Origin of the sequence: Pseudomonas sp. B21128 (assembly GCF_044218865.1) — a bacterium.
Lineage (GTDB): Bacteria > Pseudomonadota > Gammaproteobacteria > Pseudomonadales > Pseudomonadaceae > Aquipseudomonas > Aquipseudomonas iridis.
Window position 1 is genome coordinate 3,593,631 of sequence record NZ_CP162590.1, and the last position, 24,912, is coordinate 3,618,542.

The 24,912-nt window shown below is 58.9% G+C and carries 23 protein-coding genes; 9 read left to right on the forward strand and 14 right to left on the reverse strand.

All coding sequences use genetic code 11. From position 1 onward, the window contains the following. Window positions 1-23 precede the first annotated feature (23 nt). From hflD to AB4P91_RS15960, 4 genes are all read right to left on the reverse strand, one after another. Window positions 24-647 carry a high frequency lysogenization protein HflD gene (gene hflD, locus AB4P91_RS15945; RefSeq protein ID WP_042559860.1) on the reverse strand — a complete coding sequence of 208 codons (624 nt, stop codon included), beginning with the start codon at window positions 645-647 and terminating at the stop codon, window positions 24-26. Further along, on the reverse strand, window positions 644-1,768 hold the full coding sequence (mnmA, locus tag AB4P91_RS15950) for a tRNA 2-thiouridine(34) synthase MnmA (protein WP_150592307.1): 1,125 nt from the start codon (window positions 1,766-1,768) through the stop codon (window positions 644-646). The genes hflD and mnmA overlap by 4 nt, the downstream gene beginning before the upstream one ends. Window positions 1,769-1,827: 59 nt before the next feature. Further along, window positions 1,828-2,274 (reverse strand): NUDIX hydrolase, encoded by a 447-nt coding sequence (locus tag AB4P91_RS15955; RefSeq protein ID WP_150592306.1) that lies wholly within the window; start codon window positions 2,272-2,274, stop codon window positions 1,828-1,830. 202 nt (window positions 2,275-2,476) lie between these two features. Then, a complete protein-coding gene (locus AB4P91_RS15960; protein ID WP_395603165.1) occupies window positions 2,477-4,702 on the reverse strand; it encodes an NADP-dependent isocitrate dehydrogenase in 2,226 nt (741 codons plus the stop codon). A 481-nt stretch (window positions 4,703-5,183) separates the two neighbouring features. Between AB4P91_RS15960 and icd the strand changes: the two genes are divergently transcribed. Next, window positions 5,184-6,440 (forward strand): NADP-dependent isocitrate dehydrogenase, encoded by a 1,257-nt coding sequence (icd, locus tag AB4P91_RS15965; RefSeq protein ID WP_150597244.1) that lies wholly within the window; start codon window positions 5,184-5,186, stop codon window positions 6,438-6,440. A gap of 84 nt (window positions 6,441-6,524) precedes the next feature. On the opposite strand, the gene cspD is transcribed toward icd, so the two are convergent. Beyond that, complete coding sequence (gene cspD / locus AB4P91_RS15970; RefSeq protein WP_395603166.1) at window positions 6,525-6,806, reverse strand: cold shock domain-containing protein CspD; 282 nt, start codon at window positions 6,804-6,806, stop codon at window positions 6,525-6,527. A 224-nt stretch (window positions 6,807-7,030) separates the two neighbouring features. Here cspD and clpS point away from each other — a divergent pair, with 224 nt between their 5' ends. Next, a complete protein-coding gene (gene clpS / locus AB4P91_RS15975) occupies window positions 7,031-7,414 on the forward strand; it encodes an ATP-dependent Clp protease adapter ClpS (protein ID WP_042559854.1) in 384 nt (127 codons plus the stop codon). A gap of 30 nt (window positions 7,415-7,444) precedes the next feature. Further along, complete coding sequence (gene clpA, locus AB4P91_RS15980; RefSeq protein WP_047301913.1) at window positions 7,445-9,715, forward strand: ATP-dependent Clp protease ATP-binding subunit ClpA; 2,271 nt, start codon at window positions 7,445-7,447, stop codon at window positions 9,713-9,715. A 970-nt stretch (window positions 9,716-10,685) separates the two neighbouring features. Here the strand turns inward: clpA and infA are convergent. The 3 genes from infA to aat all read right to left on the reverse strand — a co-directional run bounded on the left by infA (window position 10,686) and on the right by aat (window position 12,462). Beyond that, window positions 10,686-10,904 carry a translation initiation factor IF-1 gene (gene infA, locus AB4P91_RS15985; protein ID WP_002553999.1) on the reverse strand — a complete coding sequence of 73 codons (219 nt, stop codon included), beginning with the start codon at window positions 10,902-10,904 and terminating at the stop codon, window positions 10,686-10,688. Between the two features lie 112 nt (window positions 10,905-11,016). Further along, window positions 11,017-11,724 (reverse strand): arginyltransferase, encoded by a 708-nt coding sequence (locus AB4P91_RS15990; RefSeq protein ID WP_150592302.1) that lies wholly within the window; start codon window positions 11,722-11,724, stop codon window positions 11,017-11,019. A 57-nt stretch (window positions 11,725-11,781) separates the two neighbouring features. Next, window positions 11,782-12,462, reverse strand: coding sequence for a leucyl/phenylalanyl-tRNA--protein transferase (aat, locus tag AB4P91_RS15995; protein ID WP_150592591.1), 681 nt, complete (start codon window positions 12,460-12,462; stop codon window positions 11,782-11,784). Window positions 12,463-13,012: 550 nt separating this feature from the next. On the opposite strand from aat, the gene AB4P91_RS16000 reads away from it, so the two are divergent. From AB4P91_RS16000 to cysG, 6 genes are all read left to right on the forward strand, one after another. Continuing rightward, window positions 13,013-15,421: a DNA translocase FtsK gene (locus AB4P91_RS16000; RefSeq protein WP_395603167.1), complete on the forward strand. Its 2,409-nt coding sequence runs from the start codon at window positions 13,013-13,015 to the stop codon at window positions 15,419-15,421. A 67-nt stretch (window positions 15,422-15,488) separates the two neighbouring features. Further along, window positions 15,489-16,109 carry an outer membrane lipoprotein chaperone LolA gene (gene lolA, locus AB4P91_RS16005; RefSeq protein ID WP_042559849.1) on the forward strand — a complete coding sequence of 207 codons (621 nt, stop codon included), beginning with the start codon at window positions 15,489-15,491 and terminating at the stop codon, window positions 16,107-16,109. A gap of 47 nt (window positions 16,110-16,156) precedes the next feature. Next, window positions 16,157-17,479: a replication-associated recombination protein A gene (locus tag AB4P91_RS16010; RefSeq protein WP_150597241.1), complete on the forward strand. Its 1,323-nt coding sequence runs from the start codon at window positions 16,157-16,159 to the stop codon at window positions 17,477-17,479. Then, window positions 17,479-17,853, forward strand: coding sequence for a fluoride efflux transporter CrcB (gene crcB, locus AB4P91_RS16015; RefSeq protein ID WP_042559847.1), 375 nt, complete (start codon window positions 17,479-17,481; stop codon window positions 17,851-17,853). The genes AB4P91_RS16010 and crcB overlap by 1 nt, the downstream gene beginning before the upstream one ends. A gap of 15 nt (window positions 17,854-17,868) precedes the next feature. Then, window positions 17,869-19,149 (forward strand): serine--tRNA ligase, encoded by a 1,281-nt coding sequence (serS, locus tag AB4P91_RS16020; protein WP_150592299.1) that lies wholly within the window; start codon window positions 17,869-17,871, stop codon window positions 19,147-19,149. After that, on the forward strand, window positions 19,150-20,544 hold the full coding sequence (gene cysG, locus AB4P91_RS16025; protein ID WP_150592298.1) for a siroheme synthase CysG: 1,395 nt from the start codon (window positions 19,150-19,152) through the stop codon (window positions 20,542-20,544). 178 nt (window positions 20,545-20,722) lie between these two features. Here the strand turns inward: cysG and AB4P91_RS16030 are convergent, their stop codons facing one another. From AB4P91_RS16030 to tusC, 6 genes are all read right to left on the reverse strand, one after another. Next, window positions 20,723-21,724 (reverse strand): glutathione S-transferase family protein, encoded by a 1,002-nt coding sequence (locus tag AB4P91_RS16030; protein ID WP_395603168.1) that lies wholly within the window; start codon window positions 21,722-21,724, stop codon window positions 20,723-20,725. Window positions 21,725-21,871: 147 nt separating this feature from the next. Further along, the gene (locus AB4P91_RS16035) at window positions 21,872-22,708 is read right to left on the reverse strand and encodes a hypothetical protein (RefSeq protein ID WP_395603169.1); all 837 of its coding nucleotides are present in this window, start codon (window positions 22,706-22,708) and stop codon (window positions 21,872-21,874) included. 224 nt (window positions 22,709-22,932) lie between these two features. Further along, window positions 22,933-23,934: a glycosyl transferase family protein gene (locus tag AB4P91_RS16040; RefSeq protein ID WP_395603170.1), complete on the reverse strand. Its 1,002-nt coding sequence runs from the start codon at window positions 23,932-23,934 to the stop codon at window positions 22,933-22,935. Beyond that, window positions 23,931-24,266, reverse strand: a complete 336-nt coding sequence (locus tag AB4P91_RS16045; protein WP_395603171.1) for a TusE/DsrC/DsvC family sulfur relay protein — start codon at window positions 24,264-24,266, stop codon at window positions 23,931-23,933. The genes AB4P91_RS16040 and AB4P91_RS16045 overlap by 4 nt, the downstream gene beginning before the upstream one ends. Further along, complete coding sequence (tusB, locus tag AB4P91_RS16050; RefSeq protein ID WP_150688753.1) at window positions 24,263-24,556, reverse strand: sulfurtransferase complex subunit TusB; 294 nt, start codon at window positions 24,554-24,556, stop codon at window positions 24,263-24,265. The genes AB4P91_RS16045 and tusB overlap by 4 nt, the downstream gene beginning before the upstream one ends. Further along, a complete protein-coding gene (gene tusC, locus AB4P91_RS16055) occupies window positions 24,556-24,912 on the reverse strand; it encodes a sulfurtransferase complex subunit TusC (RefSeq protein ID WP_150597236.1) in 357 nt (118 codons plus the stop codon). Before tusC ends, tusB begins: the two co-directional genes overlap by 1 nt.

A 24,912-nucleotide genomic window follows, 5' to 3' on the forward strand; every position in this document is an offset into this window, starting at 1 on the left:
TCAAAGCGTTTGTTGCAGGCGATTTACTCGCTGCGCATCAGCGGATACAGCTCTTTGAGCAGCTTGCGCCGGCTGATCACCAACTGCCAGCGATGGCCGCCGAGCTGACGCCACAGGCGCGCCGAGCGAATCCCGGCGAGCAGCAGGGCACGAATCTTCGAGGCGTTGCTCGGTTGTTGCAGGTTGCGCATGTCGCCGTGCACCTGAATGCGTTGGCGCAGGGTGCTCAGGGTGTCCTGATACAGCGCGCCGCAGGCGGCAATGACGTTTTCGTGCGCCGGGCCGAAATGCTCGACCTGCGACTGGATCTGCGGCAGACGCTTGCCGATCGCATCGAGCATGTCGTCGCGCTTGGCCAGTTGGCGCTCAAGACCGAGCATCGACAGGGCATAGCGCAACGGCTCGCGCTGCAACGTGCTCGGATCGCGTTCAAGGGCGCCGATCAGTGCGCGATAGCCTTCGCGCAGATTGAGGTCGTCGCCGCCGTACACGTCCAGCGTGTCTTTCGGGTCGCGTACCAACAGACTGCCGAGCATGCAGGTCAGGCCGGCTTCGCTGGTCTGGCCGCTTTTGGCGATCCGGTCGACCAGCACGGCGGCGAGAAACACACCGCCCAGCGCCGTCAGTTGCTCCTGAGTCGGGCTCATGCCTGACCGCTCCATGGCTCGGCGACTTCGATCACGCCGCCGCCGAGGCAGATTTCCCCGTCATAGAACACCACGGATTGGCCTGGTGTTACCGCGCGTTGCGGCTCATCGAACACGGCGCGGTAGCCGGTTGCAGTCTGCTCCAGCGTGCAGGCCTGATCGCTCTGGCGATAACGCACTTTGGCAGTCAGGCGACGTGGCTGGCTCAGGTCGACCGGGTTGACCCAGTAGATCTCCGAGGCGAGCAGGGCGCTGGAGAACAGCCACGGATGGTTGTTGCCCTGGCCGACGATCAGTTCGTTGTTGTCCAGATCTTTGCGCAGCACGTACCACGGCTCATCGCCGGCATCTTTCAGACCGCCAATGCCCAGGCCCTGACGCTGACCGATGGTGTGATACATCAAACCGTGGTGACGGCCGATGACTTCGCCTTCGGTGGTCTTGATCTCGCCCGGCTGTGCTGGCAGGTACTGCTTGAGGAAGTCGCTGAAGCGTCGTTCGCCGATGAAGCAGATCCCGGTGGAATCTTTCTTCTTGGCGGTCGCCAGTTCGTACTTCTCGGCTATTGCGCGGACTTCAGGTTTTTCCAGTTCGCCGACCGGGAACAGGGTCTTGGCGATCTGTTCGCCGCCGACGGCGTGCAGGAAGTAGCTTTGATCCTTGTTGGCATCGAGGCCTTTGAGCAGCTCGGTGCGGCCATCGATGTCGCGGCGGCGCACGTAGTGGCCGGTGGCGATCAGGTCGGCACCGAGCATCATGGCGTAGTCGAGGAACGCCTTGAACTTGATCTCGCGGTTGCACAGGATGTCCGGGTTCGGCGTGCGCCCGGCCTTGTATTCGGCCAGGAAGTGCTCGAACACGTTGTCCCAGTACTCGGCAGCGAAGTTGGCGGTGTGCAGCTTGATGCCGATCTTGTCACAGACAGCCTGGGCATCCGCCAGGTCGTCCATGGCGGTGCAGTATTCCGTTCCGTCGTCTTCTTCCCAGTTCTTCATGAACAGGCCTTCCACCGCATAACCCTGCTCGATCAGCAGGAGAGCGGAAACGGAAGAGTCCACGCCGCCGGACATGCCGACAATGACGCGCTTCTTGGATGTGTCAGAAGGGGCTGGATCACGCATAGGGATTCAATGAGTGTCTTTAAAAAGGACGCGATTCTATCAGGCTCGCGGCCTCAAGGCTAAAGAGAAGGGCGGATCAATTCGAGGCCGAAGTGATGGCCGGCCAGATAATCATCGATGCAACGGATGATCAGCTCGCTGCGCCAGTGCTCGCGCTGTTCGATTAATTCGTCGCGGGTCAGCCACTTGGCGCCGACAATGCCGTCGTCGAGCTGATAATCCGGGTGATGTTTCAGCGCTTTGGCGACGAAGCAGATGCGTTGGTAGGTCACGCCGTTGCTGGGTGCGGTGTACAGATAAATGCCGACCACGCCGGTGGGTTCGACGTCCCAGCCGGTTTCTTCGAGGGTTTCACGAATGGCGGCATCGATCAGGGTTTCGTCCGGGTCGAGATGACCGGCGGGCTGGTTGAGCACGTCACGGCCGGCCTTGTGCTCTTCAACCATCAGAAAGCGGCCGTTGTCCTCGACGATGGTGGCGACGGTGATGTGGGGAAGCCATTCCATAAATTTTCCTCAATCTATTGGTTGAAACCCAATTCCTGTGGGAGCTGGCTTGCCAGCGATAGCGGTGGGTCAGTCACCCTTCATGTTGGATGATAAGCCGTCATCGCTGGCAAGCCAGCTCCCGCAGGGTTTTGTGGTAATCATAAAACCCGGAAACACAAACCCCGGCACCAGGCCGGGGTTTGTTTACAGCGCTACAACCTTAAACCAGCGCAGCAATCGCCGCGTTGAGGGTTGCGCTTGGGCGCATGGCTTTGCTGATCAGCTCGGCATTGGCGTGGTAGTAACCGCCGATGTCGACTGGCTTGCCCTGAACGGCGTTGAGCTCGGCAACGATGGTTGCTTCGTTCTCGGTCAGAGTCTTGGCCAGCGTCGCGAACTGCGCTTGCAGTGCAGCGTCTTCGGTCTGGGCAGCCAGAGCCTGAGCCCAGTACATCGCCAGATAGAAGTGGCTGCCGCGGTTGTCGATGTTGCCGACTTTGCGCGATGGCGACTTGTTGTTGTCGAGGAACTGGCCAGTGGCCTGATCCAGGGTCTTGGACAGCACCAGCGCTTTCGAGTTGTTGTAGTTCACACCCAAATGCTCAAGCGAGGCTGCCAGGGCAAGGAACTCACCCAGCGAATCCCAACGCAGGAAGTTTTCTTCAACCAGTTGCTGCACGTGCTTCGGAGCCGAACCGCCGGCGCCGGTTTCGAACAGGCCACCGCCGTTCATCAGCGGCACGATCGACAGCATCTTGGCGCTGGTGCCCAGTTCCATGATCGGGAACAGGTCGGTCAGGTAGTCGCGCAGTACGTTGCCGGTCACCGAAATGGTGTCCTTGCCTTCGCGGGTGCGCTGCAGGGTGTACTTCATTGCGTCGACCGGCGCCATGATCTGGATGTCCAGACCTGCGGTGTCGTGATCCTTCAGGTAGGCCTGAACTTTCTCGATCACTACGCCATCGTGAGCGCGCATCGGGTCCAGCCAGAAGATAGCGGGAGTGCTGCTGGCGCGAGCACGGTTGACGGCCAGTTTGACCCAGTCCTGGATCGGCGCGTCTTTGGTCTGGCACATGCGGAAGATGTCGCCGGCTTCAACAGCCTGTTCCATCAGCAGAGTGCCTTTGCTGTCGGTCACGCGAACCACGCCGTCGGCCTTGATCTGGAAGGTCTTGTCGTGGGAGCCGTATTCTTCGGCTTTTTTAGCCATCAGGCCAACGTTTGGCACGCTGCCCATGGTGGTCGGATCGAAAGCGCCATTGGCTTTGCAATCTTCGATCACGGCCTGGTAGATGGTCGCGTAGCAGCGATCCGGGATCACAGCCTTGGTGTCGTGCAACTGGCCGTCAGTGCCCCACATCTTGCCGGAGTCACGGATCATCGCTGGCATCGAGGCGTCGACGATAACGTCGCTCGGCACGTGCAGGTTGGTGATGCCTTTGTCGGAGTTGACCATCGCCAGCGACGGACGAGCAGCGTAGACCGCCGCCATGTCGGCTTCGATCTGCGCTTGTTGCTCGGCCGGCAGGGCTTTGATGCGAGCGTACAGATCGCCGATGCCGTTGTTCAGGTTGAAGCCGATCTGGGCCAGCACGTCAGCGTGCTTGGTCAGCGCGTCTTTATAGAACTCGGCAACGATCTGGCCAAACATGATCGGGTCGGAGACCTTCATCATGGTCGCTTTCAAGTGAACCGACAGCAGCACGCCTTGAGCCTTGGCGCTTTCGATTTCAGCAGCGATGAACGCACGCAGGGCGTTTTTGCTCATCACCGCGCAGTCGAGAATCTCGCCAGCCTGAACGGTAGTCTTTTCTTTCAGGACGGTAGCGGTACCGTCCTTGGCGATCAGCTCGATTTTCACAGCGTCAGCGGCGTCGATCAGGGCAGCTTTTTCGCTGCCGTAGAAATCGCCGGTGCTCATGTGAGCGACGTGGGATTTGGAGTCTTTGGCCCAGGCGCCCATTTTGTGCGGGTGCTTGCGCGCATAGTTCTTGACCGACAGCGGTGCACGACGATCGGAGTTGCCTTCGCGCAGAACCGGGTTCACGGCGCTGCCCTTGATCTTGTCGTAACGCGCCTTGGCGTCTTTGTCGGCGTCGCTGGTCACGGTTTCCGGGTAGTCCGGCAGGTTGTAACCCTGAGCTTGCAGCTCTTTGATCGCGGCTTGCAGCTGTGGAACCGAAGCACTGATGTTCGGCAGCTTGATGATGTTGGCTTCAGGCGTAACGGCCAGGTCGCCCAGTTCGGCGAGGTGGTCGGCTACGGCTTTGACACCCAGTTGCTCGGGGAAGCTGGCCAGAATGCGCGCTGCAAGAGAGATATCGCGGGTTTCCACGGCGATATCGGCCGAGGCGGTGTAGGCCTCAATGATCGGCAGCAGGGAATAGGTGGCGAGGGCTGGGGCTTCGTCGGTGAAGGTATAGATGATCTTCGAGCGGGTGGGCATATTCGGATTAACTCTCTCTTCTTTGCTAAAGCGTGCGCAGAAACTCGAGGGGCGCCGGGTAAGCGCGTTCGTTCAAAGTCATCCATGAACCGAATGTCGAGATTCTTCGCGGTGATGTTGGGTGCATCAATAGAGCGTCATGCAGTCGGGCCGCGGTAACAACCCGACCAATCAGGCGGAAAGTCTCGTTCTAGAGAGGCCAGCCGTCGTGACCCTTTGGTCAGCGGGCGGCATTATACATAGGTAGCTGGCAATCTGCCGATGGTTCATATGCAACGATTCTCGTCCATTGGTCTAAAGGTCGCAGGGCGGGGTGGGGCGTAGAGTCGTCGCGAATGCTTGAGTTTGGCGCTTTTCCCTTTGCTTTCAGGCTTGTACGAAATCAGATGTGCCTGCGCCGCGAACAGAGGGTTTGCGTGTTGATTTAACTGGGTTACGCTCGAACCAAGCCAGATGTTCAATCCAAACAATGGAGTTCAGCATGGGTTACAAGAAGATTCAGGTTCCAGCCGTCGGCGACAAAATCTCCGTCAATGCAGACCATTCTCTCAATGTTCCTGATAACCCGATCATCCCCTTCATCGAAGGTGACGGCATTGGTGTCGACATCAGTCCGGTGATGATCAAGGTTGTCGATGCTGCAGTTCAAAAGGCATACGGCGGCAAGCGCAAGATTTCCTGGATGGAAGTCTACGCCGGGGAAAAAGCCACTCAGGTTTACGATCAGGACACCTGGCTGCCTCAGGAAACCCTGGACGCAGTCAAGGATTACGTGGTTTCCATCAAAGGCCCGCTGACCACCCCGGTCGGAGGCGGCATCCGCTCGCTGAACGTGGCCCTGCGTCAGCAACTCGACCTCTACGTCTGCCTGCGCCCGGTGCGCTGGTTCGAAGGCGTGCCAAGCCCGGTGAAAAAGCCTGGCGACGTCGACATGACGATTTTCCGCGAGAACTCCGAAGACATCTATGCCGGTATCGAGTGGAAGGCCGGTTCGCCGGAGGCGACCAAGGTCATCAAATTCCTTAAAGAAGAAATGGGCGTCACCAAGATCCGTTTCGACGAAAATTGCGGCATCGGCGTCAAGCCGGTTTCCCTGGAGGGTACCAAGCGTCTGGCGCGCAAGGCTCTGCAATACGTGGTCGACAACGACCGCGATTCGCTGACCATCGTGCACAAAGGCAACATCATGAAGTTCACCGAAGGTGCCTTCAAAGAGTGGGCCTATGAGGTGGCGGCTGAAGAATTCGGTGCGACGCTGCTCGACGGCGGCCCGTGGATGCAGTTCAAAAACCCGAAAACCGGTAAAAACGTCGTGGTCAAAGACGCCATCGCCGACGCCATGCTCCAGCAGATCCTGCTGCGCCCGGCCGAATACGATGTGATCGCGACGCTGAACCTCAACGGTGATTACCTCTCCGACGCCCTAGCGGCGGAAGTGGGCGGTATCGGTATTGCGCCGGGCGCCAACCTGTCCGACACCGTGGCGATGTTCGAAGCCACCCACGGGACCGCACCGAAGTATGCCGGCAAGGATCAGGTCAACCCGGGTTCGTTGATTCTGTCGGCAGAAATGATGCTGCGGCACATGGGCTGGACCGAGGCGGCGGATCTGATCATCAAGGGCACCAACGGCGCCATCAGCGCCAAGACTGTGACTTATGACTTCGAGCGTCTGATGGAGGGGGCCAAGCTGGTTTCGTCTTCGGGCTTCGGAGATGCGCTGATCTCGCACATGTAAAGCTCGCGGGCACGTAAAAACCGCCTGGCTCGATCGATTGAGTCAGGCGGTTTTTTTATGCCTGAATGGTCAGGCGAGAATCAGTCAGCTCAGCGCAGTGGCCGTTGCGGCAGCCGCAGCGGTACCGGCAGCAGCATTTTCGGCGGCGTTAGAGGGGTCGGTAACGACGTTTTTGATATCGGTGGCATGCAGCCCCTTGGGGCCCTGAATTATACTGAAGGCCACAGGCTGCCCGGCTTTCAGGGTTTTATATCCATCCATCTGGATTGCCGAGTAGTGAGCAAACAGATCTTCTTCTTTGCCATCCTCAATGATGAACCCGTACCCCTTGGCATTGTTGAACCATTTCACCTTGCCGACAGCCATGCTCAAATCCCTCTGCAACAGACTCCATCGCTGGAGTATCATCCAAGTCATCCGCAATCTAATCCGTTAAAAGAATTGACTCCGCGGATCTTTTTTACCCACTGTGGGCTCTATTGGTTGTAACACCGTTTTCCCGATAGTCAAGGTGACCGGGCAGTCGGAGTTGAAAACGTGGACAACCGCCCCCACCACTGTATCTGCACAACTGACGAACCTTTCTTTCCATGCATGCAATCAGCCAGATTCGACTAACATTCAATCAGGATCGCCCGACTCTCCAAAAGGATCACCCGGAGGAACGCGACGACGATTCGGCGGGCGTTGCTGTTCAGGAGGCAAAGCCTGCGTTACAGGCGCCGCCGATGTACAAGGTGGTTTTGTTCAACGATGACTACACACCGATGGATTTCGTCGTCGAAGTGCTCGAGGTGTTTTTTAACCTGAATCGCGAGCTGGCGACCAAGGTCATGCTGGCCGTCCACACAGAAGGACGGGCAGTATGTGGAGTGTTTACCCGCGACATCGCCGAGACAAAGGCCATGCAGGTCAACCAGTACGCCAGGGAAAGCCAGCATCCGCTACTCTGTGAAATCGAGAAGGACGGTTAATCGCCGACCACTTGGGTATGAGGTGAAGCTATGTTAAACCGCGAGCTCGAAGTCACCCTCAATCTTGCCTTCAAGGAGGCTCGTTCGAAACGTCATGAATTCATGACTGTCGAACACCTTCTGCTGGCCCTATTGGACAATGAGGCTGCCGCCACCGTTTTGCGTGCCTGCGGCGCGAACCTCGACAAACTGAAGCACGACCTGCAGGAGTTCATCGACTCTACCACGCCATTGATCCCCGTCCATGACGAGGATCGCGAAACCCAGCCAACCCTGGGCTTTCAGCGTGTCCTGCAGCGTGCTGTTTTCCACGTGCAGAGCTCGGGCAAACGCGAAGTGACTGGCGCCAACGTGCTGGTTGCAATCTTCAGTGAGCAAGAGAGCCAGGCAGTGTTTCTGCTGAAACAGCAGAGCGTGGCGCGCATCGATGTCGTCAATTACATCGCGCACGGTATTTCCAAAGTGCCGGGGCATGGCGATCACTCTGAAGGTGAACAAGATATGCAGGACGATGAGGGCGGTGAGTCTTCTTCTTCAGGCAATCCTCTGGATGCTTATGCCAGCAATCTCAACGAACTGGCGCGACAGGGTCGTATTGATCCGTTGGTCGGACGCGAACTGGAAGTCGAGCGCGTCGCGCAGATCCTCGCGCGTCGTCGCAAGAACAATCCGCTGCTGGTAGGCGAGGCGGGCGTGGGTAAAACCGCGATTGCCGAAGGCCTGGCCAAGCGTATTGTCGATAACCAGGTGCCAGACCTGCTGGCAGGCAGCGTTGTATATTCCCTTGATCTCGGTGCTCTGCTCGCGGGCACCAAGTATCGCGGTGACTTTGAGAAGCGCTTCAAGGCGCTGCTCAACGAGCTGAAGAAACGTCCGCAAGCCATTCTGTTCATCGACGAGATCCACACCATTATTGGTGCCGGTGCTGCGTCGGGTGGCGTGATGGATGCGTCGAACCTGCTCAAGCCTTTGCTATCGTCTGGCGACATTCGTTGCATCGGCTCGACTACGTTCCAGGAATTTCGCGGCATCTTCGAGAAGGATCGTGCGCTTGCACGACGCTTCCAGAAGGTCGATGTCGTCGAGCCGTCGGTGGAAGACACCATCGGTATCCTGCGCGGCCTGAAAGGGCGTTTCGAAGCGCATCACAACATCGAGTACAGCGATGAGGCGTTGCGCGCCGCTGCCGAACTGGCTTCGCGCTACATCAACGACCGGCACATGCCGGACAAAGCCATCGACGTCATTGACGAAGCCGGCGCTTACCAGCGCCTGCAGCCGGTCGAGAAACGCGCCAAGCGTATCGAAGTGCCGCACGTCGAAGACATCGTGGCGAAGATTGCACGGATTCCCCCGAAGCACGTCACCAGTTCCGACAAGGAACTGCTGCGTAACCTCGAGCGCGATTTGAAGCTGACGGTATTTGGTCAGGATGCGGCGATCGATTCGCTGTCCACTGCGATCAAGCTGTCCCGTGCAGGCCTCAAGTCGCCAGACAAGCCAGTCGGCTCGTTCCTGTTCGCAGGGCCAACCGGTGTCGGTAAAACCGAGGCGGCGCGGCAATTGGCCAAGGCGCTGGGTATCGAGCTGGTTCGCTTCGACATGTCCGAGTACATGGAGCGTCACACCGTATCGCGTCTGATCGGTGCGCCTCCCGGCTATGTCGGCTTTGATCAGGGCGGTCTGTTGACCGAGGCGATTACCAAGCAGCCGCATTGCGTATTGCTGCTCGATGAAATCGAGAAGGCGCACCCGGAAGTCTTCAACCTGCTGCTGCAGGTGATGGATCACGGCACGCTGACCGATAACAACGGGCGCAAGGCGGATTTCCGCAACGTGATCGTGATCATGACCACCAACGCCGGTGCCGAAACGGCCGCGCGTGCTTCGATCGGTTTCACTCATCAGGATCACTCGTCTGATGCGATGGAAGTGATCAAGAAGAGCTTCACGCCGGAATTCCGTAACCGTCTGGACACCATTATCCAGTTTGGTCGCCTCAGTCATGAGGTCATCAAGAGTGTGGTGGACAAGTTCCTTACCGAGCTTCAGGCGCAGCTGGAAGACAAGCGGGTGCTACTGGAAGTTACCGATGCGGCGCGCAGTTGGCTGGCGGCCGGTGGTTACGACTCGGCAATGGGCGCACGTCCGATGGCGCGTCTGATCCAGGACAAGATCAAGCGTCCGCTAGCGGAGGAGATTCTGTTTGGCGAGTTGGCTGAGCATGGTGGTGTGGTTCACATCGACATCAAGGATGGTGAGATGACCTTTGACTTCGAAACTACGGCTGAGATGGCCTGACGGCCTGTTGTAAGCGAAAGGCGCCTTCGGGCGCCTTTTTGTTGTCAGGCGTTTTTGGGTGAATATCCGTTGCTGCGGTGATGGCTTATTACGGTTTCGCCCTTACGGCGACTCACTTTTTTTCAAGCGCCAAAAAAAGTAAGCAAAAAACGCTTGCTCCTACGTGCGGCCCGCTCGCTGGGGCTCGGGGTCCCTTCGCTCCGGGATCGATCCGGGTGCAGCGTCTCCGGTTTGCTGCGCTGCACCTCCTCTCGCTGTGTTTGGCTTCGCCAAACGGTCGCTGCGCTCCCACCCCCGGATCAATCCCTCCCCTCAGCCTTCCGACGTCGCCCGTGGATCAAGATCAAGAGCTGCAGCCGAGCTAACGCTCATCCTGTTGAGTGGTGAAGAGCGGGTGTTCGGATTTGATTTTGTAGTGGATTCGCCCCTCACCCCAACCCTCTCCCGGAGAGAGAGGGAGAGGGACCGATTTGTGTGCTTTCAAAGCCTGAGTTCGACTCGGTATCGCACGTCGGCGTAGTTCGCCCAAGCACCCCGGTCAGTCCCCTCTCCCTCCGGGAGAGGGCTAGGGTGAGGGGCTCTTGATCTGGCTCTTGATCTTGCTTCGGCTTTTGATCTTTTGCCCCATCGGCAGGCCGAGCGAAGGTGTTTATCCGGGGGTTAGGCGCGCAGCGCCGTGCGGCGTAGCCGCATACATCGAGAGGAGGTGCAGCGCAGCAAACCGTAGTCGATGCCCCCGGATGGACACCGTAGCGAGGGAACACTGAGCCTCAGCGAAGTGCCGTACGCCGGGGCAAAGCCCTTCGCTTACTTTTCGGCGTCTGGAAAAGTGAGTCGCTGTAAGAGCGAAACCGTCAGCGGCAGCACCCGCAACAACGGATATACACCCAAAACCCCAAGATCTTAAAGCCCCCCAAACCCCAGACACAAAAACGCCCGGCATAAAGCCGGGCGTCTTGTATTGACTTGATTAGCGAGCGCGGTAAGTGATGCGCCCTTTGCTCAAGTCATAGGGCGTCAGCTCGACGCGCACTTTGTCACCGGTAAGAATACGAATGTAGTTCTTGCGCATCTTGCCGGAAATATGCGCGGTTACGACGTGCCCATTTTCCAACTCCACACGAAACATGGTGTTGGGCAGGGTGTCGACGACAGTGCCTTCCATTTCGAAGCTGTCTTCTTTCGACATGCAGTAAAGCCCTCGGTATCCAATGAATGGCCCGGTGCAACTGCGCCAGGCAAAAGCGGCGTGCATTGTGCCCGAAAAATGGTGTTTACGCCAAGGGGTTTACGGCTTGTCGTTAGTTCAGGATCACCCAGCGCTGATTAATCAGCAGTTCGATGGGGCGATATTGGGTCTTGTAGTTCATTTTTTTGCAATTCTTGATCCAGTAACCGAGGTAGACCGCTTCAAGTCCGCGGCGCTGACTCTCGGCGATTTGCCACAGGATTGCGAAACGTCCAAGGCTGCGCCGTTCTTCGGCCGGCTCGTAAAAGGTGTAGACCGCTGACAAGCCGTTCGGCAGCAAATCGGTCACGGCTACCGCCAGCAACCGTCCGTCGAGTCGGAACTCGTAAAAGCGTGAGAAGGGCAGATCGCGTACCAGAAACGTCGAGAATTGATCACGGCTCGGCGGGTACATGTCGCCATCGGCGTGGCGCTGTTCGATGTAGCGTTGGTATAGCTCGAAGTATTCCTCACTGAACGCCGGTTTCGCCGGCTGTACCTGCAAGTCGGCGTTGCGCTTGAAAATCCGCTTCTGCTGACGATTGGGGATGAACTGCGCCACCGGGATGCGTGCAGGCACACACGCATTGCAATTCTGGCAATGGGGGCGGTACAGATGATCGCCGCTGCGACGAAAGCCCATTTCCGACAGGTCTGCGTAGACATGCACATCCATGGGCTGACTAGGGTCGAGAAACAGGGTAGTAGCCTGCTCCTCGGGCAGATAGCTGCAAGAGTGAGGCTGAGTGGCATAGAACTTCAATCGCGCCAACTCGGTCATGATCAACCCTCGGGATAAGCTGGTGAATTAAGTGTAAGCCACGCGCGCAAAAGTCGCTCAGCAAACCCAGGTGGCACGATTGGGCTGATCCAGATGCCTTGCCAGATAGCCCGCGAATTCGCGGCGGGGAATCGCCCGGGCACCGAGGCTGTGCAGGTGGTCGGTGGGCATCTGGCAGTCGATCAGCACGAATCCTGATGCTTGCAGATGTCGGACCAGCGTGGCAAAGCCATACTTGGAAGCATTATCGGCGCGGCTGAACATCGATTCGCCAAAAAACAGCTGCCCCATCGCCAGTCCGTAAAGGCCACCGACCAGTTCGCCCTGATCCCACACTTCCACCGAATGAGCGAAGCCGCGCCGGTGCAGTTCAACGTAGGCGTCCTGCATGGCCGCCGTGATCCAGGTGCCGTCGGCGTAATCCCTTGGCGCGGCGCAGGCACGGATCACGGCATCGAAGTCTTTATCGAAAGTCACCTCATAGCGCTCCTTGCGCAGCAATTTGCCCAGACTGCGCGAAACATGCAGTTCGTCGGGAAACAGCACAGTGCGAGGATCAGGCGACCACCAGAGAATCGGCTGACCTTCGGAAAACCACGGAAAGCAGCCATGACGATACGCCTGGATCAGGCGGTCGGCGGAGAGGTCGCCGCCGGCGGCGAGCAATCCGTTGGGTTCGCGCATGGCCTTTTCCAGCGGCGGAAAAGTCAGGGAATTACGTTGTAACCAAGTCAGCATGGCATCCAGGCTTGCAGAAGGGGAGGGCGGTGCGGGCTGTTCGGCCCGCGGTAAAGTGTGCCGCGAAATGCGGCGATTGTCGTGCCGATCCTGCTCGACGTTTGCGGTGTTGCAACTTGGCGCGCTGGATGCGGTCGTAAGCGAGCGCTGCGCGCCGGCCCGCGACATGTCTGCAGTGGGCCTGGCAGGCGGCCTGCGGTCGTTCGCAGGGGCTGGGTGTCAATGCTTCGCTACGTTCATCAAATACACCTCATAAGCCTTTGTCACAAAAGACAATGCATGCTCAAATTGGATCGCAGGTTTTGCGCGCTTGGCTATGCTCCATGCTGCGGGTCTGAACCATGGCATCGGACGCACAAACCCGTACAATGTCGGGCTGTTACACAATATTTGCCGGTTAGCGTGTTTATAGCTGTGTATGTAAAAGCTGCCGCTCAGTGTTAAAAGTAGTCTCGGTTGTGCCCGTCAACTTTTTTACCTGCCTTGATTGGGCAGTTTTTTATCGTCATTCAATAGATGGACGCGCCTCGGGCGCAGGAAAAGTAGCGTTTTGAAGAAATCCACCGAAGCACCAAAAACAGTCGTTCCGCTCTGGCGCCAACAGTTGCACTACCGGCTCAAGGAAGGTGCATTGATCGCCATTGGCGCGCTGTGCCTGTTCCTGATGATGGCTTTGCTGACCTACGGCAAGGACGATCCGGGCTGGAGCCACAACAGCAAGATCGACGATGTGCAGAACTTCGGCGGCCCGGCGGGCTCCTACAGCGCCGACATTCTGTTCATGGTGCTCGGTTACTTCGCCTACATCTTTCCGTTGTTGCTGGCGGTCAAGGCCTACCAGATCTTCCGTCAGCGCCACGAGCCATGGCAGTGGAGCGGCTGGCTGTTCTCCTGGCGCCTGATCGGCCTGGTATTCCTTATTCTTTCCGGTGCGGCGCTGGCGCATATCCATTTTCACGCTGCAACCGGTCTGCCGGCCGGTGCCGGTGGTGCGCTGGGCGAGAGCCTCGGCGACCTGGCGAAGAACGCATTCAATATTCAGGGCAGCACGTTGCTGTTCATTGCGCTGTTTCTGTTCGGCCTGACGGTGTTCACCGACCTGTCGTGGTTCAAGGTGATGGACATCACCGGCAAGATCACCCTGGACCTGTTCGAACTGTTCCAGGGGGCGCTAAACCGCTGGTGGTCGGCCCGCGCCGAGCGCAAGCAACTGGTTGCGCAACTGCGTGAAGTCGATGATCGCGTACATGATGTGGTCGCACCGACCGTCACCGACAAGCGTGAACAGGCCAAGGTCAAGGAACGCCTGATCGAGCGTGAGCAGGCGCTGAGCAAGCACATGTCCGATCGCGAAAAACAGGTGCCACCGGTCATCGCCCCGGCGCCGCCCAAAGCGCCCGAGCCGAGCAAGCGCGTGCAGAAAGAGAAACAGGCACCGTTGTTTGTCGACAGCGCGGTGGAAGGCACCTTGCCGCCAATCTCGATCCTCGATCCTGCGGAAAAGAAACAACTCAATTACTCGCCGGAGTCGCTGGCTGCGGTCGGCCACTTGCTGGAGATCAAGCTCAAGGAGTTCGGCGTCGAAGTCACCGTCGACTCGATCCATCCGGGTCCGGTGATCACCCGGTACGAAATCCAGCCGGCCGCGGGCGTCAAGGTCAGCCGTATCTCCAACCTGGCAAAAGACCTGGCGCGCTCCCTGGCAGTGACCAGTGTGCGGGTGGTCGAGGTCATTCCGGGCAAGACTACCGTCGGCATCGAGATTCCCAACGAAGACCGGCAGATCGTGCGCTTCTCCGAAGTGCTGTCGACGCCCGAGTACGACAACTTCAAATCGCCGGTCACGCTGGCGCTGGGTCACGACATTGGTGGCAAACCGGTCATCACTGACCTGGCGAAGATGCCGCACTTGCTGGTGGCCGGTACGACCGGTTCCGGTAAGTCGGTGGGTGTGAACGCGATGATCCTGTCGATCCTGTTCAAGTCTGGCCCGGAAGACGCCAAGCTGATCATGATCGACCCGAAGATGCTCGAATTGTCGATCTACGAAGGCATTCCGCACCTGCTATGCCCGGTGGTGACCGACATGAAGGACGCCGCCAACGCCCTGCGCTGGAGCGTCGCCGAGATGGAGCGTCGTTACAAGCTGATGGCGAAGATGGGCGTGCGAAACCTGTCCGGCTTCAACGCCAAGGTCAAGGAAGCCCAGGACGCTGGCGAGCCGCTGAGCGATCCGCTGTACAAGCGCGAAAGCATTCACGACGAAGCACCGTTGCTGCAGAAGCTGCCGACCATCGTCGTGGTTGTCGACGAATTCGCCGACATGATGATGATCGTTGGCAAGAAGGTTGAAGAGCTGATCGCCCGTATCGCCCAAAAGGCGCGTGCGGCGGGTATTCACTTGATTCTCGCGACACAGCGTCCGTCGGTGGACGTGATCACCGGTCTGATCAAGGCCAACATTCCGACCCGTATGGCGTTCCAGGTGTCGAGCAAGATCGACTCCCGAACCATCATCGATCAGGGCGGCGCCGAACAACTGCTCGGCCACGGTGACATGCTCTACATGCCACCGGGCACCAGCCTGCCGATTCGCGTACACGGTGCGTTCGTGTCCGATGAAGAGGTCCATCGTGTGGTCGAGGCGTGGAAACTGCGCGGCGCCCCGGAATATAACGACGACATCCTTAACGGTGTCGAAGAGGCGGGCAGCGGCTTTGAAGGCAGCAGCGGTGGCGGCGACGGCGACGATCCTGAGGCAGACGCACTGTATGACGAAGCCGTACAGTTCGTGCTGGAAAGCCGTCGCGCATCGATCTCCGCTGTACAGCGCAAGCTGAAAATCGGCTACAACCGCGCGGCACGGATGATCGAAGCCATGGAAATGGCCGGCGTCGTCACATCAATGAACACCAACGGTTCGCGTGAAGTCCTGGCGCCTGGCCCGGTACGCGACTGATTGCAAAAGCAAGAGGCGGGACAATGATGTGCCGCCGCTCTCCCAACGAGTATTCAAGAGGACTCCCATGCGTCTTATCCGCATGCTGCTGCCAGTACTGGCTCTGACCACACTCACGGCCCACGCCGATGACAAGGACGTGGCGCGTCTGACCCAATTGCTGGAAACATCCAAGACCCTGAGCGCAAACTTCTCGCAGCTGACCCTTGATGGCGGCGGCACGCAGTTGCAGGAAACCACTGGCAACATGACCTTGCAGCGTCCGGGCCTGTTCTACTGGCACACCAATGCGCCGGCCGAGCAAACCATGGTTTCTGACGGCAAAAAAGTCACCCTGTGGGACCCGGATCTTGAGCAGGCCACCATCAAGAAACTCGACGAACGTCTGACCCAGACCCCGGCGCTGCTGCTGTCCGGTGACGTGTCGAAAATCAGCCAGAGCTTCGACATCAGCGCGAAAGAGGCGGGCGGCGTGATCGACTTCACCCTCAAGCCGAAAACCAAGGACACGCTGTTCGACAACCTGCGCCTGTCGTTCCGCAACGGTCTGCTCAACGACATGCAACTGATCGACAGCGTTGGTCAGCGCACCAACATCCTGTTCACCGGGGTGAAGGCCAACGAGCCGGTGCCAGCGTCGAAGTTCAAGTTCGATATCCCGAAGGGCGCTGACGTTATCCAGGAATAAACGCTCCCACGGGAGTGGCTCTTCTCACTGAGGTTTCATAGGTAGTGATGGATCTGTTTCGCAGTGCACCGATTGCCCAGCCACTGGCCGCGCGTTTGCGTGCGACCAATCTGGATGAGTACGTCGGTCAGGAGCACTTGCTGGCTCGCGGCAAGCCTCTGCGTGAGGCGCTGGAGCAGGGAGCTCTGCATTCGATGATTTTCTGGGGCCCGCCGGGCGTGGGTAAAACCACGCTGGCGCGTTTGCTCGCGGAGGTCTCGGATGCGCACTTCGAAACGGTGTCGGCGGTGCTCGCCGGGGTCAAGGAGATCCGTCAAGCCGTTGAAATCGCCAAGCAGCAGGCCGGCCAGTACGGCAAGCGCACGATTCTGTTCGTCGATGAAGTGCACCGTTTCAACAAGTCCCAGCAGGATGCGTTCCTGCCGTATGTTGAAGACGGCACGCTGATCTTCATCGGCGCCACCACTGAAAACCCTTCGTTTGAACTGAACAACGCGCTGTTGTCGCGCGCCCGCGTCTACGTTCTGAAAAGCCTCGACGAAGCGGCGCTGCGCAAGCTCGTGCATCGCGCGCTGACTGAAGAGCGCGGCTTGGGCAAGCGCAACCTGACGTTGAACGACGAAGGCTTCCAGATGTTGTTGTCCGCCGCCGATGGCGATGGCCGGCGTCTGCTCAATTTGCTGGAAAACGCCTCCGACCTTGCCGAAGACGACAGCGAGATCGGTACCGAACTGCTGCAAAGCCTGCTCGGCGACACCCGTCGGCGTTTCGACAAGGGTGGCGAAGCGTTCTACGACCAGATTTCGGCGCTGCACAAATCGGTGCGCGGCTCCAATCCCGACGGTGCGCTGTACTGGTTCGCGCGGATGATCGACGGCGGTTGCGATCCGCTGTACCTGGCCCGGCGCGTGGTGCGTATGGCCAGCGAAGACATCGGCAACGCCGACCCGCGCGCCCTCAGTCTGTGTCTGGCCGCATGGGAAGTGCAGGAACGCCTCGGCAGCCCGGAAGGCGAGTTGGCAGTGGCCCAGGCCATCACGTATCTGGCTTGCGCGCCAAAAAGCAATGCGGTGTACATGGGCTTCAAGACCGCGTTGCGTGCTGCCGCCGAAAACGGCTCGCTTGAGGTGCCGTTGCACCTGCGCAACGCGCCGACCAAACTGATGAAACAACTGGGTTACGGTGACGAATACCGTTATGCCCACGACGAGCCGGACGCTTACGCCGCGGGCGAAGACTATTTTCCGCAAGAGCTTGAGCCGATCCCGTTTTATCAGCCGGTGCCCCGAGGCCTTGAGTTGAAGATCGGCGAAAAGCTCAATCACCTCGCGCAACTCGATCGTGTAAGCCCAAGACAGCGGAGAAAATAGTGATTCCATTGATTATTGCGGTGTCCGCTGGCGGGGTCGCCGGCACGTTGTTGCGCTTCGCTACCGGCAATTGGGTCACCGCCAATTGGCCGCGGCACTTCTATACCGCGACGCTGGCCGTTAATATCGTGGGCTGTCTGCTGATCGGCGTGTTGTACGGCCTGTTTTTGATACGCCCGGAAGTGCCGATCGAGGTACGCGCCGGGTTGATGGTTGGCTTCCTCGGGGGGCTGACGACTTTTTCATCCTTTTCACTGGATACGGTGCGCCTGCTGGAAAGCGGGCAAGTACCGCTGGCCCTGGGCTATGCGGCACTCAGCGTATTCGGCGGGCTGCTCGCAACCTGGGCTGGCCTGTCTTTGACCAAACTTTGATAACGAGAACCCGACATGCTCGATTCCAAACTGTTACGTAGCAACCTTCAGGACGTAGCGGACCGCCTGGCATCCCGTGGCTATGCTCTGGATACCGCGCGCATCGAAGCGCTGGAAGAACAGCGCAAGACCGTCCAGACCCGCACCGAAGCACTGCAGGCTGAGCGTAACGCGCGTTCCAAGTCCATCGGTCAGGCCAAGCAGCGCGGCGAAGACATCGCGCCGTTGATGGCGGACGTCGAGCGCATGGCAGGCGAATTGAGCGCCGGTAAAGTCGAACTGGACGCGATCCAGACCGAACTGGACTCTATCCTGCTCGGCATCCCCAACCTGCCGCACGAATCCGTCCCGGTCGGCAAAGACGAAGACGACAACGTTGAAGTGCGCCGCTGGGGCACGCCGACGGCGTTTGATTTTGAAGTCAAAGACCACGTAGCCCTGGGCGAGAAGTTCGGCTGGCTGGATTTCGAAACCGCCGCCAAGCTGTCCGGCGCACGTTTCGCCCTGTTGCGCGGCCCGATCGCCCGTCTGCACCGCGCACTGGCGCAGTTCATGATCAACCTGCACGTCAACGAGCACGGCTATGAAGAGGCCTACACGCCTTATCTGGTCCAGGCCCCGGCGCTGCAAGGCACCGGTCAACTGCCGAAGTTCGAAGAAGACCTGTTCAAGATCGCCCGCGAAGGCGAAGCCGATCTGTACCTGATCCCGACCGCCGAAGTGTCGCTGACCAACATCGTGGCTGGCGAAATCGTCGATTCGAAACTGCTGCCGATCAAGTTCGTTGCACACACGCCGTGCTTCCGTAGCGAAGCCGGCGCGTCGGGTCGTGATACCCGCGGCATGATCCGTCAGCACCAGTTCGACAAGGTTGAAATGGTCCAGATCGTTGAGCCGTCCACGTCGATGGAAGCGCTGGAAGGTCTGACCGCCAACGCCGAGAAAGTCCTTCAGTTGCTGGGTCTGCCTTACCGCACCCTGGCGCTGTGCACGGGCGACATGGGCTTCAGCGCGGTCAAGACGTACGATCTGGAAGTGTGGATCCCAAGCCAGGACAAGTACCGCGAAATTTCGTCGTGCTCCAACTGCGGCGATTTCCAGGCCCGCCGCATGCAGGCGCGTTTCCGCAACCCGGAAACCGGCAAACCTGAGCTGGTACACACCTTGAACGGCTCCGGCCTGGCGGTTGGTCGTACCCTCGTTGCCGTGCTGGAAAACTACCAGCAGGCCGACGGTTCGATCCGCGTGCCGGACGTACTGAAGCCGTACATGGGTGGCCTTGAGGTCATCGGTTAAATGAAATATCTGCCGCTGTTTCACAACCTGCGCGGCAGTCGTGTGTTGGTCGTCGGTGGGGGGGAAATTGCCTTGCGCAAATCCCGCCTGCTGGCCGACGCCGGTGCGCTGCTGCGGGTGGTCGCACCTGAAATCGAAACGCAACTGCGTGAACTGGTCGTTGCCAGCGGTGGCGAGTGCCTGTTGCGCGGTTACGCCGAGGCGGATCTGGACGGCTGCGTGCTGATTATCGCCGCCACCGACGACGAAACGCTGAACGCGCAGGTCTCCACCGATGCTCATCGGCGTTGCGTGCCGGTCAACGTGGTCGATGCGCCTGCCTTGTGCAGCGTGATCTTCCCGGCCATCGTTGATCGTTCGCCGCTAATCGTCGCGATCTCCAGCGGCGGTGATGCGCCGGTGTTGGCCCGTTTGATCCGCGCCAAGATCGAAACCTGGATTCCGTCCACCTACGGCCAATTGGCCGGTCTGGCGGCGCGGTTCCGCAATCAGGTGAAAAACCTGTTTCCGGATGTGCAACAGCGTCGCGGGTTTTGGGAAGACGTCTTTCAAGGCCCGATTGCCGATCGGCAGCTGGCCGGCCAAGGCACTGAAGCCGAACGTCTGCTGCAAGCCAAGATCGACGGTGAAGCGACCATCACTACCGGTGAGGTGTATCTGGTGGGCGCAGGTCCGGGTGATCCGGATTTGCTGACCTTCAAGGCTTTGCGTCTGATGCAGCAAGCCGATGTGGTGTTGTATGACCGTTTGGTCGCGCCCGCGATTCTCGATCTGTGCCGTCGCGATGCCGAGCGGGTATATGTCGGCAAGCGCCGCGCTGAACACGCCGTGCCGCAAGACCAGATCAATCAGCAACTGGTCGATCTGGCCAAGGCCGGCAAGCGTGTGGTGCGGTTGAAGGGTGGCGATCCGTTTATCTTCGGCCGTGGTGGCGAAGAGATTGAAGAGCTGGCGGCCCACGGCATTCCATTTCAGGTGGTGCCGGGCATTACGGCGGCCAGCGGTTGCGCGGCGTATGCCGGGATTCCGCTGACTCACCGCGATCACGCGCAGTCGGTGCGTTTTGTCACCGGCCATTTGAAGGATGGTTCCACCGATCTACCGTGGGTCGACCTTGTCGCGCCGGCGCAGACGCTCGTGTTTTACATGGGCCTGGTGGGTTTGCCGGTGATCTGCGAGCAGTTGATCAAGCATGGTCGCTCGGCGGATACCCCGGCGGCGCTCATTCAGCAAGGCACCACGGTCAATCAGCGGGTTTTTACCGGCACGCTGGCCGATTTGCCGCGTTTGGTGGCGGAGCATGAAGTGCATGCGCCGACATTGGTGATCGTCGGCGAAGTGGTGCAATTGCGCGAGAAACTGGCGTGGTTTGAGGGTGCTCAGGCGCAGGTCTGAACACCGAGGCGCCCGCATCGCTGGCAAGCCAGCTCCCACAGGTCATGTGTTGAAGCTGCAGTCTCCAGCATCACCCCCTGACCCTGAGGTTTTGGAGTGATGCTCAGTCTCAAGCATCACAAAAATCCCTGTGGGAGCTGGCTTGCCAGCGATGGGGCCCTCCAAGCCTCTACAAATGTCAGCCCCTGCGCCAAACCCCTTTCCCACTCAACCGCGCCCGGTCATGGGCGACAGTGAAATCCTGCTCCGGCCCCTTCGGCACAATCCCTGTCGGGTTAATTGTCTTGTGGCTGCCGTAGTAGTGATTCTTGATGTGCTGGAAATCCACCGTCTCGGCGATCCCCTGCCACTGATACAGCTCACGCAGCCAGTTCGACAGGTTCGGGTAATCGGCGATCCGTCGCAGGTTGCACTTGAAGTGCCCGTGATACACCGCATCGAAACGGATCATCGTGGTGAACAGACGAACGTCCGCTTCAGTCAGGTATTCACCCGACAGATAACGATTGGCACCCAGTACCTGTTCCAAGTGATCCAGTTCGGCGAACACCTCATCGAATGCCTCTTCATAAGCCTGTTGCGAGGTGGCGAACCCGGCGCGATACACACCGTTGTTGACGGCCGGATAAATCCGCTCGTTCAAGGCATCGATCTCGCTACGCAGCGGCGCCGGGTAGAAGTCCAGATCATTGCCGGTCAGATCATCGAACGCACTGTTGAACATGCGGATGATCTCTGCCGATTCATTGCTGACGATGCGTTTGAGTTTTTTGTCCCAGAGCACCGGCACGGTGACGCGCCCGGTGTAGTCCGGCGTATCGGCGGTGTAGCGTTGGTGCATGAAGTCGAAGTGATCGAGCCGGTCGCCGGTCGAGCCGCGCGCGGTGTCAAAGGTCCAGCCGTTTTCCAGCATCAGCCAACTGACCACGGAAACGTCGATCAGGCTTTCCAGACCTTTGAGTTTGCGCAGGATCAGGGTGCGATGTGCCCACGGACAGGCGAGCGAAACGTAGAGATGATAGCGCCCGGCCTCGGCTGCAAAGCCGCCTTCGCCGCTCGGGCCTGGCCGGCCGTGAGCGGTGACCCAGTTGCGCCGTTGCGCCTGTTCGCGCTGGAACGCGCCGTCCTTGCTGCTTTCGTACCACTTGTCCTGCCAGCGGCCATCAACGAGTAAACCCATGATCAAGACTCCGTAAACCAATAAACGTTGGAGTCGAGTCTATTCCGATGAGTTCGAACAAAAAGCGCAAAGATCAGGCGCGAATGATCGGTTAAATCGATTTGTGAGCGGCACTGCCCTTGTAGAAGGCAAGGGCAATGCCTTTTCTCAACCTTGACCTATGTGCCAGCTAGCGAGCACCAGCGTTTCTTGTACCTGAACGGGATTGATGTTCCTGATCTGGGTTTCAATCAGGATGCGCGGTAGCACCTTACCGAGAATGACCTCGGTCGGTAACTCGTCAGCTGCCCTCCAACCTGCGCCCATGGCCAGATCCCTCATCGAATCGAATTCGAATTTTGATAGCATCGCCGCGACTTCGGCTTCGGACAGATACACCGGTGCACTCAGTTGGGGGTGGCAGTCCCGCCAGACATCAAGTTTTGTCCCGGGAGCAGCATGGCCGCTTTCATACCAGACCACGATCGCGTGCGCGACGTTGACGCGATCAGCGCTGTCGGTAACAACAAATGGCAGCCAATCCTGGACCGCTTTGGAGCAAAGTAATTGAATGGCGCCAGCGATTTGTGCTGCCTTCTTAAGGCGATCGGCGCGAAAATTCACTTGGTGGACTTCGTCTTGAAATGCCGCCGCATATTTTTCCAAGTCGACAAGTTCGACGTGCAGCTTCAGAGGTTCTTCTTTAGCGGCCGCAACTGATAGCCGATTGATGATCAACTTGAAATCGTTTGGGGGAGTTATTACGCCAAAAACAGGAGATAGCTTGATATGCACGGTCGGGACAGGCGTTTCAAATGTCGCCGCCGTCGCATGGATTGCTGACTCACGACGTTCGAGCTCTCGAATGGCAGCATCCTCAGCGCCTGCTTTCCATTCGCGAAGCAACTGAGGTGTATAGCGTTTTTCGTCGTTATCGATGAGTTTTGCGCAGCTCTGACACAACCAGATTGCATTGCTGATACTCGCCCGATCCTCGTTGAGCATGTTTCTGTCGTACCGCGGCCCTCCTTCCGATGCCGCATGGATATGAGCTGCTACGCCAATGTTGACGATTTGGTGCTGTTCGGTGCGAGGACCGAAAGTTGAGCATCGGCAGCTAGGATTTGAGCATTTCCCTCCAGCCCGCAGCGCAAGTATCCTTTTTACTTCTTCCTTAAAGTCGTCTCTCACTGTTTCTTCCTATGTGTGGGTTGGCAACATCAATATTTTTAGATTGTACGGGTTCGGTTATTCCAATATTTTTCGGCGTTTTCGAATGCCTGCTCACGGGACTGGCCGAGACCGCGTAACGCCAACGCCATGGTCGAAATCAGGGCCATTTGCGGATAGCTGTCCACCACATCGCCGCGCCATACGGCTTTCAGATGCTCAACGTCCAGCGAGGCTGGTTTGACGTGGCGTTGCGCTGACAATTGCGGCCATTCCTCATCCCAGCTCTCGCCACCCATGGTGCCGTAGAGATGGCTGTCGGCATCCGGGTTGATTTCTATCTCACCGCCATCGCCCTTGACCACAATCGCCGTGTCGCCGAGCAGGCCGCTGGCGTCGCGGTGCACGGCTTGATAACCGGGGTGGAAGATACTTTGCAGACCGCAGCGCGCGCCCAGCGGATTGAGAATCCGTGCCAGCGAATGGATCGGCGAGCGCAAGCCCAGGGTGTTACGCAAGTCGATCATCTTCTGCAATTGCGGTGCCCAGTCCACCAGCGGCATGAACGCCAGACCGCCGTTGTCCAGCGCCGTACCGACTTGCTGCCAGTCGCGGCACAAAGGGATGCTCAGCTCACCAAGCAGTTGCTCGCTGTACAGACGCCCGGCAGTGTGCGCGCCGCCACCATGCATGAAGATGCGCACGCCGTTCTGCGCCAGGCACTTGGCCGCCAGCAGATACCAGGGCAGATGCCGCTTTTTGCCCGCGTAGGTTGGCCAGTCAAGATCGACATTCAAGGCCGGTGCCTGCAGACGCTCACGCAGCGCTTCGGTAAAACCGGCCATTTCCTCGGCGCTTTCTTCCTTGTGCCGCAGCAACATCAGAAAAGCGCCGAGTTGGGTGTCTTCGACCTTGTCGTCGAGCACCATGCCCATTGCTTCCCGGGCCTCGACGCGAGTCAGGTCGCGAGCGCCGCGCTTGCCCTTGCCAAGGATTCGCACGAACGGGGCGAAGGGATGCTCGGCGGGCGTTTCGAGGGTCAGCGCTGGATAGTCGGTCATAGGCAATTCGTCGGTTTGGGCAGGCCCGCCAGTTTCGCGGCGAGTTTGGCAGGGGTGCCTTTGAACAGTCGGTTCAGGTGCAGGCTGTTGCCTTTGTCCACGCCGAGCTTCAGCGCGGTGTACTTGATCAGCGGCCGCGTGGCCGGGGACAGCTGGAATTCTGCATAGAAGCTGCGCAGCAGTTCGAGGACTTCCCAGTGTTCGGGGGTCAACTCGATGTCTTCGGCGGCGGCGAGGGCACTGGCGACGTCGTGTGACCAGTCGCTGAGGTCAACGAGGAAGCCGTCCTTGTCCAGTTCGATGGCGCGGGCGCCGACGGTCATGGAATTCATAGCCAACTGTTGACCTTGTCGTGGTGAATCGACAGCTCGACGAAGGCCGGATAATCGATGGCTTTGGCCCAGTCCGGCGCTTCGATGGCGCGAGCTTCCATATCTTCGGCCAGAACGAATAATTTGATGTGGCGGTTTTGCAGTTCGGTAAACGGCGCGGTACCCGGTTGCAACGCATAGACCGCGTCACCAGACAACAACAAAGCGTCGGCACTGCCGATGACACGCAGGCAACTCGTCAGACGATCATCGCCGAACGGGGAATGAGACAACACATGCAAAGTCGACATCAGAGGGTGATCACTTGGTCGTAACGGTCAATAAGGGCAGTGATTTGCTCGGCGGCGAGCGGTGCGGCTTCGTCCAGCGAGAATTCGCCGAGGCCGCGAGCGCTAGCGCTTTCGGCGCAATAGAACAGTTCTTCGACGCCAAACATCGGCAGCGCTTGCAGGTTGGCACTCAGGTCTTTCTGTTGCAGAGCCTTGGCGTTTTGCCCCGCGGCCAGTTGCAACACGCCGTCATCGAGAAACAGCAGGCCGATCGGCAGATCGAAAGCGCCGCCGGCCAGCACGATGTCCAGCGCTTCGCGGGCAGCGGGGCCGGACCACGGCGACTGACGGCTGATGATCAACAAGGATTTGGCCAT

Coding starts and splice junctions, on each gene's coding strand:
- cspD (WP_395603166.1), bottom strand. CDS start 6,806: ATGGCTGTCGGCAAGGTGAAATGGTTCAACAATGCCAAGGGGTACGGG.
- AB4P91_RS15960 (WP_395603165.1), bottom strand. CDS start 4,702: ATGCCCACCCGCTCGAAGATCATCTATACCTTCACCGACGAAGCCCCA.
- tusB (WP_150688753.1), bottom strand. CDS start 24,556: ATGTCGACTTTGCATGTGTTGTCTCATTCCCCGTTCGGCGATGATCGT.
- infA (WP_002553999.1), bottom strand. CDS start 10,904: ATGTCGAAAGAAGACAGCTTCGAAATGGAAGGCACTGTCGTCGACACC.
- aat (WP_150592591.1), bottom strand. CDS start 12,462: ATGCTGACTTGGTTACAACGTAATTCCCTGACTTTTCCGCCGCTGGAA.
- AB4P91_RS16040 (WP_395603170.1), bottom strand. CDS start 23,934: ATGACCGACTATCCAGCGCTGACCCTCGAAACGCCCGCCGAGCATCCC.
- AB4P91_RS16030 (WP_395603168.1), bottom strand. CDS start 21,724: ATGGGTTTACTCGTTGATGGCCGCTGGCAGGACAAGTGGTACGAAAGC.
- clpA (WP_047301913.1), top strand. CDS start 7,445: ATGTTAAACCGCGAGCTCGAAGTCACCCTCAATCTTGCCTTCAAGGAG.
- AB4P91_RS15955 (WP_150592306.1), bottom strand. CDS start 2,274: ATGGAATGGCTTCCCCACATCACCGTCGCCACCATCGTCGAGGACAAC.
- AB4P91_RS16010 (WP_150597241.1), top strand. CDS start 16,157: ATGGATCTGTTTCGCAGTGCACCGATTGCCCAGCCACTGGCCGCGCGT.
- lolA (WP_042559849.1), top strand. CDS start 15,489: ATGCGTCTTATCCGCATGCTGCTGCCAGTACTGGCTCTGACCACACTC.
- AB4P91_RS16035 (WP_395603169.1), bottom strand. CDS start 22,708: ATGCTCAACGAGGATCGGGCGAGTATCAGCAATGCAATCTGGTTGTGT.
- AB4P91_RS15990 (WP_150592302.1), bottom strand. CDS start 11,724: ATGACCGAGTTGGCGCGATTGAAGTTCTATGCCACTCAGCCTCACTCT.
- serS (WP_150592299.1), top strand. CDS start 17,869: ATGCTCGATTCCAAACTGTTACGTAGCAACCTTCAGGACGTAGCGGAC.
- mnmA (WP_150592307.1), bottom strand. CDS start 1,768: ATGCGTGATCCAGCCCCTTCTGACACATCCAAGAAGCGCGTCATTGTC.
- clpS (WP_042559854.1), top strand. CDS start 7,031: ATGCATGCAATCAGCCAGATTCGACTAACATTCAATCAGGATCGCCCG.
- AB4P91_RS16045 (WP_395603171.1), bottom strand. CDS start 24,266: ATGAATTCCATGACCGTCGGCGCCCGCGCCATCGAACTGGACAAGGAC.
- icd (WP_150597244.1), top strand. CDS start 5,184: ATGGGTTACAAGAAGATTCAGGTTCCAGCCGTCGGCGACAAAATCTCC.
- hflD (WP_042559860.1), bottom strand. CDS start 647: ATGAGCCCGACTCAGGAGCAACTGACGGCGCTGGGCGGTGTGTTTCTC.
- cysG (WP_150592298.1), top strand. CDS start 19,150: ATGAAATATCTGCCGCTGTTTCACAACCTGCGCGGCAGTCGTGTGTTG.
- tusC (WP_150597236.1), bottom strand. CDS start 24,912: ATGGCCAAATCCTTGTTGATCATCAGCCGTCAGTCGCCGTGGTCCGGC.